At 68.8% G+C, this 13,304-nt stretch carries 12 protein-coding genes; 2 read left to right on the plus strand and 10 right to left on the minus strand.

The window, feature by feature from the left end; translation table 11 throughout:
- Nucleotides 1-30 precede the first annotated feature (30 nt).
- The 4 genes from ACZ5XZ_RS21950 to ACZ5XZ_RS21965 all read right to left on the minus strand — a co-directional run bounded on the left by ACZ5XZ_RS21950 (nt 31) and on the right by ACZ5XZ_RS21965 (nt 3,112).
- Nucleotides 31-897 carry a transporter substrate-binding domain-containing protein gene (locus tag ACZ5XZ_RS21950; protein WP_468980507.1) on the minus strand — a complete coding sequence of 289 codons (867 nt, stop codon included), beginning with the start codon at nt 895-897 and terminating at the stop codon, nt 31-33.
- A gap of 113 nt (nt 898-1,010) precedes the next feature.
- Complete coding sequence (locus ACZ5XZ_RS21955) at nt 1,011-1,742, minus strand: hypothetical protein (protein ID WP_468980509.1); 732 nt, start codon at nt 1,740-1,742, stop codon at nt 1,011-1,013.
- On the minus strand, nt 1,739-2,233 hold the full coding sequence (locus ACZ5XZ_RS21960) for a hypothetical protein (RefSeq protein WP_468980511.1): 495 nt from the start codon (nt 2,231-2,233) through the stop codon (nt 1,739-1,741). Before ACZ5XZ_RS21960 ends, ACZ5XZ_RS21955 begins: the two co-directional genes overlap by 4 nt.
- Nucleotides 2,234-2,506: 273 nt before the next feature.
- A complete protein-coding gene (locus ACZ5XZ_RS21965; RefSeq protein WP_468980513.1) occupies nt 2,507-3,112 on the minus strand; it encodes an ATP-binding protein in 606 nt (201 codons plus the stop codon).
- A gap of 172 nt (nt 3,113-3,284) precedes the next feature.
- On the opposite strand from ACZ5XZ_RS21965, the gene ACZ5XZ_RS21970 reads away from it, so the two are divergent.
- Entirely contained in the window at nt 3,285-4,127 is an 843-nt protein-coding gene (locus tag ACZ5XZ_RS21970) for an SAM-dependent methyltransferase (RefSeq protein ID WP_468980515.1), read from the plus strand.
- Nucleotides 4,128-4,155: 28 nt separating this feature from the next.
- On the opposite strand, the gene ACZ5XZ_RS21975 is transcribed toward ACZ5XZ_RS21970, so the two are convergent.
- The 6 genes from ACZ5XZ_RS21975 to ACZ5XZ_RS22000 all read right to left on the minus strand — a co-directional run bounded on the left by ACZ5XZ_RS21975 (nt 4,156) and on the right by ACZ5XZ_RS22000 (nt 12,601).
- Nucleotides 4,156-4,827, minus strand: a complete 672-nt coding sequence (locus tag ACZ5XZ_RS21975; protein WP_468980516.1) for a hypothetical protein — start codon at nt 4,825-4,827, stop codon at nt 4,156-4,158.
- A 136-nt stretch (nt 4,828-4,963) separates the two neighbouring features.
- A complete protein-coding gene (locus ACZ5XZ_RS21980) occupies nt 4,964-5,587 on the minus strand; it encodes a hypothetical protein (RefSeq protein WP_468980517.1) in 624 nt (207 codons plus the stop codon).
- The gene (locus ACZ5XZ_RS21985; RefSeq protein WP_468980520.1) at nt 5,584-6,222 is read right to left on the minus strand and encodes a hypothetical protein; all 639 of its coding nucleotides are present in this window, start codon (nt 6,220-6,222) and stop codon (nt 5,584-5,586) included. Before ACZ5XZ_RS21985 ends, ACZ5XZ_RS21980 begins: the two co-directional genes overlap by 4 nt.
- A 24-nt stretch (nt 6,223-6,246) precedes the next feature.
- Complete coding sequence (locus ACZ5XZ_RS21990) at nt 6,247-7,521, minus strand: hypothetical protein (RefSeq protein ID WP_468980521.1); 1,275 nt, start codon at nt 7,519-7,521, stop codon at nt 6,247-6,249.
- Nucleotides 7,522-7,527: 6 nt separating this feature from the next.
- Nucleotides 7,528-7,797: a hypothetical protein gene (locus ACZ5XZ_RS21995; protein WP_468980523.1), complete on the minus strand. Its 270-nt coding sequence runs from the start codon at nt 7,795-7,797 to the stop codon at nt 7,528-7,530.
- A 94-nt stretch (nt 7,798-7,891) separates the two neighbouring features.
- Entirely contained in the window at nt 7,892-12,601 is a 4,710-nt protein-coding gene (locus tag ACZ5XZ_RS22000; RefSeq protein ID WP_468980525.1) for an FtsK/SpoIIIE domain-containing protein, read from the minus strand.
- Between the two features lie 253 nt (nt 12,602-12,854).
- On the opposite strand from ACZ5XZ_RS22000, the gene ACZ5XZ_RS22005 reads away from it, so the two are divergent.
- On the plus strand, nt 12,855-13,142 hold the full coding sequence (locus ACZ5XZ_RS22005; protein ID WP_399149869.1) for a WXG100 family type VII secretion target: 288 nt from the start codon (nt 12,855-12,857) through the stop codon (nt 13,140-13,142).
- The last annotated feature ends 162 nt before the right edge of the window (nt 13,143-13,304 follow it).

Here is a 13,304-nt window from a genome sequence, read left to right on the forward strand (position 1 = left end):
GTACGGCCTCCCGGGTGTCTCCCACGGGCGTCAGGTCCGGGGCCGATCCCGACAGGAGAGGGCGTCGATGGTCTCGACGCGTGGCTTGTAGTCGGTCTCCCAGGTGGCGTCGGCCTTCGGTATCGACCACAGCGAGGTCGAGAAGTCATGGCTCCAGCTGTTGCTGCCGACGTAGTCCCGCAGCGCGTCGCGCAACCGCAGGCAGTCCTTGCGGTGCCCCTTGTTCATGGCGATGCCGTAGTGGTTGGCCGACCCGTAGGTGAGGTCGGGGACGACCCTGAGATCCGGGTTCTCCTGCGTGAAGCCGTAGAGGATCATCTGGTCGGTGGAGACCGCGTCGGCCACCTTCTTGACCTTGAGGTCCTCGATGCAACTGGAGGCGTCCGGACGCTCGTAGACCGCGATCCGGCTGTACTGGGGGCCCTCCAGCGTGGTCACCGAGGTGGTCCCGGCCCAGGTGCAGACCCGCTTGCCGAAGAGGTCGTCGGGCTTGCGGATGCGGTGGTCGTCCTTGCGGACCATGATGCCCTGGTAGGTGGAGGCGTACGGGCCCGCGAAGTCCAGCTTCTTCATCCGCTCGACGGTGATCGAGAACGTCGCGACGACCAGGTCCTTCTTCTTCTCCGTCAGCACCGCGCTGCGGTCCTCGGACGGCACGATCCCGAAGTCCGGTTCGGCGCCCACGGCCTTGAGGATCTCCTGGGCGACGGTGATGTCGAAGCCGGAGAACTTGTAGGTGTGGACCACGCCGGTGCCCGGCTGATCGTTCTTCGCACCGACCGAGACCTTGCCGGACTCGAAGAGCGAGGGCGGGGCGGAGGCACCGCAGGCGGTCGCGGTCAGCGCGGCACCGGCGAGCAGCAGCGCCCCCGGCAGCGTCCGCCGCCCACGCCGCACGCGCCCCCGCCACCACACGCCGGCCCTGGTCCTCGCCCTGCCCCTCGCCGCTACTCCTGCTCCTGCTCCTGCTCCTGCTCGCATCATCTCCCCGTCCTCCCCCTTCGCCCCGTCTATGCGTCGTACAGCACCGCGCCCGTCGCATGGACGTCCATGCGGCAGCCGCGCGCCGTGTGCAGCCGGACCTCGATGCGTACGCTGCGGACCCCCGCGCCCAGCGAGAATTCGGCCGTGCCGCCGGGGCGGATCTCCTTCGACTGAGCCGCGGCGCCCGAAGTGAGCAGCGAAAGCGTGGCGCTGGTGTCCGGAAGGCAGGTGGGGCCGGCCGGTTCGTGGTCGGCGATGGCCAGCGTCAACCGCAGGGCGTTGCGGGGCTGTGCCAGCGCGGACGCGTCGAGCCGAAGGGCCAGGGCGCGATGCCCGGCGCCGTCCAGCGGCTGCCCGCCCTCCGTACGCACCTGCCCGGTCACGTCGATCTCACCGTGCGTCAGGACATGTCGGAACGCCAGCCAGCCACCGACGGTGGCCAGGACGGAGACCAGCGAGAGGACTGCGACCACGCGGGCGTCGCGGGGCCTTCGGCCGAGCACGCGGGCGGCGGCCGTGCCGAGCGACAGCGCGGCGAGCGTGCCCCACAGGGTGTACTGCCGGGCCGGTCCGTCCGGCCAGTTGGTTCCGGCGATCACCAGGGCGGCGCAGGCCAGCAGCAGGGGCAGCCAGCGGGCGCTGGGGTGCACCACCCACTTGATGATCACGTTCCTGATGTCATTTGCCGCGATGGAGTGATCGCCGTGCGCCGTCGGATTGTTGTAGACGTCCCCGTTGTCGCCGAGGCGGCCGGTCATGAGCCGTCCCGACTGCGCTCGCCGCCTCCCATGTGGATGTCGCCGTGGATCTCGACAGCCGCGATGGAGCCCTGGCCGGTCGCGGTCGGGGTGTTGTGCACGGTGTATCCGCCGGTGGACCGGGCGAGCCGGTCGACGTGGTCCAGGAGGTGGGCGGCGTCGCGCCGGGCGGCCGGGGCGCGCAGCCAGGCGGTCATCGCGGCGGACAGCAGTCGGCGCTCCTGGTCGGTGAGCGTCGCGAGCAGTTCGTCGAGGGTGTCCGCACGGTCGGCGTCCAGCTGAGGGGTCGTGCCGCCGTCGGCGTCACCGCCGAGGTCGCCGTCGGTGCCGTCGCCACGGCGCAGCAGCCGGCGGAAGAAGCCCTCGCCGGCCGTCACGGTGCGTTCGGCGATCCGCTGCTGGGCGGCGGTGATCACCGAGGTGCCCAGGCTGTTCGCGGCCAGGGTGAGATAGGGAGCGATTTCGGTGGACACGGTCGCCAGGTCGGACATCCAGCTCTCCCCCACGGATGGACATCAGGGGCGCACCAGGGGTGCAGCACACCACCCCCATCACCCTTACGAAGAAGGCGTGTTACCCATGTGGAGGATGCATCACACCCACACCACTGAGGGGTTTTGAGCCGTATTTCAGGCGGGGGTGGCATTGGGGCGACTGATACCTCTTCTCGGAAGCGGCGACAAAACGGCCCCGCCCCACCCCCTCGAAGAGGGGCGGGGCGGGGCCGACGGCCTGCGGGCCCGGAGAGCACCCGGCAGGACGCGTCACGCCAGGGGCAGAGCCTTGGCCGGAGCCTGAACCTGGTCCGTGGACACCGGAAGGTCCTTGGTCGGAAGCTTGTCCGTGGACAGCGGCAGGTCCTTGGTGGGGAGCTTGTCCGTCGACAGCGGCAGTCCCTTGGTCGGGAGCTTGTCCGTGGAGAGTCCGCCAGTGGGCAGCTGGTCCGTCGACAGACCACTGGTCGGCAGCTGGTCCGTGGACGCTCCCCCGGTGGGCAGCTGGTCCGTCGGCAGTCCACCGGTGGGCAGCTGGTCGGTGGACAGCCCGGCGGTCGACAGCGGCAGACCCTTGGCCGGCAGACCCTTGGTCGGCAGCGCCTTGGTCGGCAGCCCACCCATCAGCGCCCCGCCCGCCGTGGCAGTCTTCGTCGTCTCCCCCAGGACGTCACCGGCCGATCCGGCGACATCGCCGGCCAGCGGCGCGACCGTCTGCGCGGCCCCGCTCGCCGAACCACCGAGCTCACCGGGGTCGACGGCGCTCGCGCCGCCCAGGTCGGGAGCCTTCGGCACCTCGACGGCCTGGGCGGCACCGGCCGACCCCAGCGTCAGGGCGGCTGCGGCGGTAGCGGCTGCGGTGAGGACTCGTCGCATCAAAACTCCTTAGGGAGGTGGGGAGATGGGCTTTTATGAAAAGAACGACGCACCCCGCCACCAGACACGCACCACACCCCTCACACGGTCCACGTGCAGCCGCCGGTCAACGCGCTACGGTGACAGCCACGTCGGGAACCGCCGCACATCGGGCGGGGAGGGAGTGCCGGGCATGCCGAAGCCGGAGGACTGGATGACGGCCCGCCCCGAGCCGCCGGTCGAACTCCATCCGGACAGGCCGCACGCGGCCCGCGTGTACGACGTGCTCCTCGGCGGCACCACCAACTACCCCGCCGACCGCGCCGCGGCCGAGCAGACGCTCGCCGCCCTGCCGAACGCCTCCGTGATCGCCCGGCAGAACCGGGCCTTCATGCGGCGGGCGGCCCGGTATCTGACCGCCGAGGCCGGAGTCCGGCAGTTCCTCGACCTGGGAACGGGCATCCCGACCTCCCCCACCCTCCATGAGGTCGTCCAGGCCATCGCCCCACGGTCACGGATCGTCTACGCCGACAACGACCCCATCGTGCTGGCGCACTCGCGCGCCCTGCACACCAGCCACCCCGACGGCCGGACCGCCTACATCCAGGCGGACCTGTGCTATCCGGACGAGCTCCTCCAGAACCGGCGGTTACGGGAGACCCTCGATCTGGGGCGGCCCGTCGCACTGACCCTCATCGCCGTACTGCACTGGCTGCCGGCCCGGCGCGATCCGTACGCCATCGTCCGCCGGCTGCTGCGTGCGCTCCCCTCCGGCAGTTTCCTGGCCCTGACCTACGTCACGGACGGCTTCGCGCCCGCCGCCCTGGAGAGGGTCCCGGGAACCCTCCGGACCACGGTGCCCCACCCCCATGCCCGCAGCAGGAACGAGGTCCTGCGGTTCTTCGACGGCCTGGAGCTGGTCGAGCCGGGCGTCGAGGTGGCCCAGCGATGGCGACCGGACCACACCGGCCCCGCAACGGCCGCCTGGGGCTACACCGGCCCCCCGCTCTACGCCGGCGTCGCCCGCAAGGCCTGACCCCCATAGACCTGCCACGGTGCGGCGGCTACTCGCGCTCGCCCCGGGACATCCGCATACAGCCCCACATACCGAACGCCACAAAGAGCGTCGCCAGACCGGCGATCACGCCTACATTGGCCCCCGGCTCCCAGGACTCGTCTTCCGGGCCGGCCACCCCCACGGGGTCGTACCGAACCCGCAACACCTCACCCCTCTCAACGCCGTCCTCGCAGCCATGGCTCTCCTTGAGATCCGGCTTTATCTCCTGCCCATTCAGCTTCTGCAACGTACACTGACGGGTCTTGTTGGAATTGTCATTCTCTACCGCCACGACCTTGGCGTTGGCCCAACGGCCGCGATCCTTCAACGCCGCATCCTCACCCGACGCTTGTGCCACAAATGCCAGCACGGAGCCGGTGACAAGTGGCAGCACAAGCTGCCACGCCAACTTCCGCTGCATGTGCGGAACACGCCGAATCCCGAATATCGGCACCATGAACGATGCCATCGGCAAGAGGAACCATCCCACCACGGGAACCGCACCCCTGATCCACGGATCCAGCGGGACCGCAGGTGCCAACCACGTGAGCCCGATGATTCCGGCCAAGCACACGAGGTAGAACAACAGCCATCGCAGAAATACTGATCGGCCTGCCCGGGCTTGCTTCTCGGAAGCAAGCCCCTCGCCGACGGCGAACCCGCCTTCGTCGCGCGTCATTTATTACCCTTACTTCCTGTGCGTCGCCTATCGTTCAGATACAAGCTGCGTGGACAATCTTCGACACTCCGAAGCTGTCAACACGCGAGCCGAAACGCCGCGATCGTCCCACGCCTTGGGTCTCACCCTCTCGTCATCAATCGACTGTGATGTCGTTCGGGTGCACCACCTTCAGGCTGCGAGCGAATGCGTCGAACGCGTCGACATTCGCGGACACCCAGCCGAGGTCGTCACTGACGGTGCGCATGGACAGGTCGATGCCGTAAGAGTCGACGCGCCATCCGTAGTTGACCGACATGCAGAGAGCTTCGCCGCCCTTCGGCACGAAGTGGCGAACGGAGCGCCGCCCCTTGCCGAGGTTGTCGGTGGTGAAATCGACGATCTGGGGATCCTGCGCGGCACCGGGCTCGTTGCGCTGCACCAGCCCGTCCAGAAGCTCCTCCACCGGCCCCTCCGAACTGGCCGCGTAGAAGAAGAACGGCACGAGGTGCCTGCGCAGATCCGGAGCGTACGCGAACATGTAGTGCATAGGGATCTTCTGCGGAAACTGCTCGGAGAAGCCCTCAAGCATGCGCGCCAGATCCTTCACCTGGGACTTGTCACGAGGCCCCTCGGGCTCAAGCTCCCATCGCAGCTCGGCGCACTTCTTCGCCCACTTCCGCCGCTGCCGGTCAGCGCCCCTCCCCTCAAGGATGGGGACGGCCAGCCATGCTTCCGGGGCCGGTTCCTCGGTGAAGTCGAGTGCGTACGGAATGCTCATGCTGTGCTCCAGCGGAAGGTGGTCATGACGGCGTCGAACAGTTCGGTGAGGATTTCTAGAAAGTCCTGCGGGGTCCCCTCAGGCGTGAGTGTGGTGAACGAAACGATGAGCCATTCGCTCACCTCCTCGGAATCCGGCACCGGTACCACGTAGTTGACCTGCCGGCTGGGTACCGAGTCTTCCTCCTTCGGGTCGGCGGGGACGGAACGCTGACAACGAACGCCGGGCACGTCGTCCAGCTCAATGTCCTCCGACGGCCCGAAGTCCTTGGTCAGATGGCTCATGATCTCGCTCGGCGATGTCTGCGCGGCGAAACCCGGGAAGACCTTGGAGACCAGGAACGACGCGGGCGCGACAAATCCGTGGATCGGCTGCACGGGGAGGTAGACGTCGACACCGTTCCGGCGCCTGGCGTCGGCGACGGCCCGGTTGAGCCGGTTGTGCAACTCAAGCCGGGCTTGCGTCACCTTGTCCTTGGGGGTCGCCGGGTCCAGGTATTTGACAGCGTGATCCACTATCCCCTTGATCGCGTCCTGCGTCTCGGACTTCGATCTCAGTGGGATGCGGTCCCATCCCGGCGGCATCAGGAGTGTATAGCCGTCGACCGCCATCTTAGGGATTTCCAAGGTGTTCATTCCTCGCATCTCAAAGGGAGCCGATTACCAGGCCGACGTGGCAGGCACCTTCCAGGTGTCGCCCTTGAAATCGTTGTAGGCGTCCCAACTGGGCTTCTGCCAGCCGCCGGTCTGCTCGCCCACGGCATTCAACGTGTCATTGTCGCCAAGAGCCTTGTCGCCGACGTCCGCGGCCAAACCGGTCCACTGCATGCCGAGCGCGGTGCCGTATGCCGCATGCCCACCGTGGACGGCCGCTGATGACACGGCATCCCCGTGCGCGGCAGCATTCGCTCGGATTCCCTGGAGAATTCCGATGCCGCTGTCGTCGCCCTGGTTGATGAACTTGCCCCACTTCCCGATATGGGCAGTGTCGTCCGCGACCTTTCCGGCGTCGCGGGACAGCAGCTTCCGCAGAGTGTTCATCTCCGACCTGATGGCCGTCCTCGAGGCGTCGTCCCCGGCGTTGGCGAGTGCGTTCTGGAGTTGGTTGCGCATGCCCTTGGTGGCGGAAAGTCCATCCTTGAGACGCGTGGTGCGGCTCGCGGTGGCCGCGGTACGCGCGGTCGAACCCGCTGCCTTCAGCCCCTTCGCCGCGAGCGCCCCGCCGGCGAACGTGACCAGACCGATGCAGTCGAACGCCACGTCCATCCAGCTTGCCTTTCCAGCGGCCACCAGCGTCATTCGACCGGCGACCACCGCGAGGCCGATCGCGAGGCCGATCCCGACCAGGATGTTCAGTCCGGGGATGAACATCGACACGATGGCGAGTGCCGTCCCGATCCAGCCGAGGATGTCGAGGAACAGCTTGAATCCCTCGGAATGCTCCTTCACCCAACCGACCGTGTCATCCCAGAGGTCGTCCTCGATATCGTCATCGAGCGCGTCCTCGATCTGGCCGCCGATTTTCGCGCCGAACGTCAGATAGTGATCGATGGCCTTGTCCATACGGGACTTGGCCGCCTCCACCGCGTCCTCGTCCTTCTCGTCCTGCTGCGCCTGACTGCGAGCCTTCAGGGTCTCCCCCTGGGCGTATTCCAGCTCCTTCGCCCATTCCCGGAGCAGGCCGGCGACCTTCTCGTACCGGCCCTCGACCTTGCTGAGCTTTCCCGCGAGATCCTCCGAGCCCTCGGTGAGCTTCTCCTTGTACTTGCCCTTGAGGTTCTCGGACTTACCGACCGCACGAAGGGCCCGTGACTGTTCCCTGATGGTCTCTGCGATGTTGTCGAACCGCCGGGCTTCTTCCCGAATCTCGTAGGGGTCACCGGGAGTCGGGTCACTCTCGGCGATAGGGGACCAATCGGCCGGACGCTTACCCACGATTCCTTACTCCCCCTTCTCGCTGTCGGCTTCTTTGAACTTCTTGATGACTTCCTTGACCCGCTTTTCGGCGTCCTCCATCTGCTGCACAAGTTCTTTCCGGTGGTCATCCCAGTTGTCGACGAACTCCTGCATGGCCCCGATGATGTTGCCATTTCCGTAGGCGTCCGCCATGGCGTCCTGGTTGGCCCCGCACGAATTGAACTCGCGGTTGAGCCTGGCGAAGTTCTTCTTGATCTCCAACAGCTCGTCGTAAGAAACTCGCAGGTCGCTCAATGCGCCCGACCTCCCCCTTGGTTGATCCTGTATGAGACCGCCTGTCGGCCCGTGCACCTGCGGGCCGACAGGCGTAAAACTCGATCGAGCGTCCTCAGCCCGCCGGCACGGCCACCGTGAACGCCTCCCCGTTCCCCAGGTGCAGCAGGCCCTTGCCCGGGGTCACCGGGCCGCCCACCGCGCTCCGGCTCAGGCGTACGCCGATCAGTTCGCCGCTCGACGAGTCCTGCGGGGACAGCAACAGGCCCCGCTTGGACTTCTTCAGGTCGACCTGCCAGCCGCTGAAGCCCGAGCAGACGTCGTCCTCGTCGCCGGCGATGACGATGCCGATGCCGCGGTCGGCGCCGGTCGCGATCAGCCTCTTGAACTCGTCCTCCGCATCGCAGTCCTCAAGGAGCTCGCCGTCGTCGATCAGGACCACGATCGGACGCTCCAAGGACGCCGTGGCCACGGCCTCCTTCAGCTCGTCCTCCTCGATGTCGCTGCCCGTGAAGACCGCCAACACGTCCTTCTGGCCCTTGAGTTGGCGCAACGGAGAGGTCCGCGGGGCCGCGACGACCAGGCGGGCGCCGCGGCGGCCCACATATGTGGCCGCCAGGTTCATCAGCACGGTCGAGCGACCCGACTTCGCCGGGCCCGCGATCACGAAGCCCGGCAGGCCCTGTGCCAGGTCGGGGCCGAAGGCCGTCAGGTCGTCACCGCCGACGCCCACCAGGCCCCACAGTCGCGAGGCGGACGCCGCCGGGTCGGCGTACTGCCAGGCCTGGTTGAAGGTGATGCGGCTGGGCAGCGAGTCCACCCGGAACGGCCGCAGTGCCCGCGGCACTGCCGCGTCCCGGTGGGCCGCCCCCTCTCCGATGGCCACGATCGCCGCGTTCTGGCCCTGCCCGGTGGCGTCCTCGCTCAGCAGCGCGAACTGGATCTCCGTACCCGTCTCGTTACGGAACGCGCGGCCGGGCGCGATCTCCTCGGGCACCTTGCGGCTGTTGAGGCCGAGCATCGAGAAGTCGGTACGGTCCGAAAGGCGCAGGGCGAGCTTGTCCTCCGTCAACGAGGAGATCCGGCCGGTGAGGAGCTGCCGGTCGCCCGTGATCACCAGGTGGATGCCGACGCTCGCGCCCTCGCGCATCAGGGTGAGCAACTCGTCGGTCAGCTCGCCGTGTTCCAGCTCGCCCAGGGACGAGACCCAGCCCTCCCAGCGGTCGAGCAGCAGCACGATGTGCGGCAGCTGCTGGCCCTGCGGCGCCCCGGCGCGCTGCTCGCCGATGTCCGCGAAGCCGTACTGCGCCAGCAGCTCCTGCCGCCTGCTCGCCTCCGCCGAAAGGCGGCGGACCAGGCGGGTGGCCCGCTCGCTCTGGTTGCGGCCCACCACCGCGCCGCAGTGCGGCAGCTTGGTCAGCGCGTTCAGTGCGCCGTTGCCGCAGTCGATGCCGTACAGGTGGACGTCGGCGCAGGAGAGGGTGCGGGCCAGGGAGCCCGCGATCGTCCGCAGCACCTGGGAGCGGCCGCTGCGCGGCGCACCCGCGATGAGCAGGTGGCCGAAGGTGGCGAGGTCGATCGCGGCCGCGCGGCGGGACTGGCTCGCCGGCAGGTCCTCGATGCCGTACGGCGCCGGGGGCAGCGCGCCCTGGCCCTGCACGGACGGCAGGTCCTCCGGCAGCACGGTCTCCGCGAGGGCCGGCAGCCACGGGCTGTGCTGCTGCGGGATCCGCAGATGGGCGTTGGCCTCCCGGATGGCGTCGACCAGGACCTTCAGGTCCGTGATCTCCTCTTCCTCGCTCTTGGCGGCCGCGGGCTTCGCCAGCGCCTGGCGGCCCAGGCCGGCCCAGTCCAGCTCCCCGGACCACGGGGCGAGGGCCATCGGGTCCACGGTGCCGGGGCGGCGGCCGCCGACGCGGCCGGACTGGAAGGGGATGAGGGAGGCCGCGCCGGTGCGCACGTAGGCGCGGCCCGGGTTGTTCTTGGAGATGTTGCCGGCCTCGGGCGAGTCGATGACGTCCGTCGACTCGCCGCCGTCGGTGACCCGCAGGGCGATCCGGAGGTTGGTGTTGGCCCGGATCTCCGGCGAGACCACGCCGGACGGCCGCTGGGTGGCCAGCATCAGGTGGATGCCGAGGGAGCGGCCTCGCTGGGCGATGTTGACCAGGCCGGTGACGAAGTCCGGCATGTCGCGGACCATGGACGCGAACTCGTCGATGACGAGGAGCAGTCGGGGCAGCGGCGCCATACCCGGATGACGACGCACCAGGTCCTGGTAGTCCTCGATGTCCTTCGCGCCGACCTGGGCCAGGATGTGCTCACGGCGGTGCAGCTCGGCGCCGAGCGACTCAAGGGCGCGCTCGACGAGGTGGGCGTCGAGGTCGGTGACCATGCCGACGGTGTGCGGCAGGTGGACGCAGTCCTTGAACGCGCTGCCGCCCTTGTAGTCGACGAGCACGAAGGTCATGTTCTCCGGCGTGTTCGCCACCGCGAGCGCGGCGACGATCGTCTGCAGCAGCTCCGACTTGCCGGAACCCGTCGTACCCGCGATGAGGCCGTGCGGCCCGTCCTTGCGGATGTCGATGCCGAAGGGACCGTCGTACGACTCGCCGACCATCGCCAGCGTGGACTGCCCGCCGGTCTGCCAGCGGCCGACCACCGCGCCGGCCGTCGGCGGCTCCATCCCGATGACGTCGAGGAGCCGGCTGGCGTCCGGCAGCGCGCTGTCCGTCGCCTCGCCGCTGATGTCGCGCAGCGGGGCGAGGGACCGGGCCACCCGGGCGCACCAGTCCGGCGAGACGAAGTCCGGCCGTACGCCCAGGACCTTGGCGCTGCCCTCCTGCTGCACGCGCAGCCGCAGCACGGAGGGGTCGAACTGCTCCCCGGCGGTCGGCGTCGCGGGCCCGGGGGCGCCGCCCTGGTTGTTGAAGGCGAGCATCACCGCGGCGGTGTTGGTCATCTCCGGCGAGGCGGCCGCGGACGACTTGTTCCGCTTCTTCTTGCGGCGCGACGTGCCGGCCTCGGCCGCCTTCATGCGCCGCTCCTCCTCGGCGGCCCGCCGCAGCACCTCCATGGCGTCGGTCGCGCCGCCACCGGCCTGCTTCTCGTGCGCGGCGTGCCGGGAATTGCGCGGCTCCGCGATCACGATGCCCTTGCACTCGCCCGGCAGGAAGCGCTCCTCCCCGTCCAGGCAGATCGCGTACATCGATACGGCCGGGCCTTCCTGGAGCAGCCGTACGACGCCGGGCATCGAGCGCAGTCGGCGGGTGCCGTCCCAGACGACGACGATGTCGGGGTCGGCGAAGCCCGCCTGACCGCGGTTCTCCTGGGCCGCCTTCTGCCGGGCCTCGAGGATCTGGGTGAGTTCACCGATACGGGCGCCGACGGTCTCGGCGTCGTTCCCGATGAGGACGTTGGCGTCCTGCGCCCTGGGACGGGCATGCGGCAGCCAGCGGACCCAGTCCCAACTGCCTTGCGCGTGCGCCTCGGTGAGCACGTAGAACTGCACGTCCAGCGGGCTGTGCAGGGCGGCCGCCTGCGTCACCGTCCATCGCGCCAGGCTGCGCGCGGTGTCGTCGGGACCCGCGAATCCGATCACTCCGAGCCGGCCCAGGTGCAGGGCGACGGGGGTGTCGGCGATGTCCCAGGTGACCTGGCGGCGGTGGTCGTCCTGCTCGGGGTCGTCGAGGACGACGGCGGAGGGCAGCCGGCCGGTGCCCACCCGCAGCAGCAGATGGTCGGCGTCGCTGCGGCGGCGTTCCCACAGACGGGTACGGGGGCCGGTGGCGTTGGCCCAGATGGTGCCGGGGTCCGGGTGGTCGAGGTTGCGGTCGCCGCGCTCCAGGACCAGCGCCTCCTGCGCGTCGCGCTCGATCCGGGCCTTGTGCTCCTCGTACTCCTGGACCTGCTTGGCGTGGGACTTGCGGCCGTGCTTCTTGTCCCAGAAGTAGTTGCCGAGCATGATCAGCGGGCTGAAGAGCGCGATCGCCAGGTACGTCGTACGCCCCATCGCGAACGCCATGGTGACGGCCATGACGAGCGGGGACAGCGCCATCAGCCAGGGCAGCGGGCGGGCCTCGAACTCCTTCGGGGGCGCCGGCAGACGGAACTTGGTGACGCGCTCCGGCGGGCGCAGCCGCGGCGGGCGGTTGTAGTCGAGCCCGGAGCCGTCGTCGGACCACTTCAGGGCCGCGTCCGGGGGCGTGTAAGGGGCCACGTCGAGCAGGGTGTTGCCGATGGTGAGCTGGGCGCCGACGCGCAGCTGCTGCCCTTCGAGCGGCTCGCCGTCGACCCGTACCTCGAACTCGGGCCCCTTGCTCTCGGGCGCCGCGCCGGGCGGGCCGCCTTGCTGCCCAGCCGGCTGCAGACCGGCGTGCACGGTCAGGCGGAGGTCGTCCGGGGCGACCACGTAGAGCGTCAGCGCGCGCTGGGGCAACTCCGGGTCATCGACGATCAGTTGGCAGCCCTGGCCGGAGCCTATGTCGTACCGGCCGATGCCGAACCGGTACACGGCACCGGCGTCGGGCCCGCCGGCCACCCGGATCTCGATGACACCGGACTGCTCGCCGGGCAGCGAGCCGGAGGGGTCGTCCAGGCTCACCACCGCGCCGTCGCGCAGCGGAGAGCTGGTGACGGTGTGCTGGGGGTCCACTGGGTAGTTGTCGACGTAGAGCACAGGCCCGGACTGCCCGGGCGCGACCCCGCCCCGCACCCGGACCGCCAACTCCCGTGCGACGGCATCGATTCGGGCCTCGGGGTCGACGTCGAGGACGAGGTCTTTGCTGGCGTTCGTATAGGGGTCAACGACAGTCAGCTTCAAACGCACACTTAACTCCTCCTCGAAATACCGCTCTACGAGATCGAGAATATCCTCCCGCCAACTCTGCCGCGCACCCTCGATATGTCCCAACAACGTCCCGATTTAGGAGAGTTAAAAGGGACACGACGCCTGCACTTATGCGCCTGTGCGGGTTAGCGACTAAGGTGCCCAACGGCGTGCGCCCAACTCGGGTGTGCGCCACGCGTATATGCCGGGAGGGGGAACCTCGCGGTCGTCAAACGGAGGGAAGGGGAGCGTCATGGCCAAGGACCTTGATGTCACATATGAGGACATGCGGGCCGCCGCGAAGAAGATGAACCGCGAGAAGGAGCGCATCGAGGAGAAGCTTCACGACCTGAAGTCCTACATCGACGGCCTGCTCGAGAGCGGCTTCGTCACCCGGTCGGCCTCGAAGAAGTTCGGCCACGACTTCGACGAGTTCAAGCAGGGCATGTCGAAGACCAACGAGGGTCTCGACGGCCTGGCCCAGTACCTGGAGAAGGCGGCGGACTCCTTCGAGAACCTCGACCAGGAGCTCGGCAAGTAAGTCGGCGACTGCCGCGACTGAGCCTGCTGCGCACACGGCGCCGGGGGTGAGGGCGGTGTCGGCCCGGATTGGCCGACACCGCCCCCGCCCCCTTTCCGCTTTCCGCGGCATGGCGACAGAAATCAAGAGGAGGCGGAACACCAGCCCTCAGACCCCCCCCAC

The sequence above is a fragment of the Streptomyces sp. NPDC033270 genome, assembly GCF_055576575.1.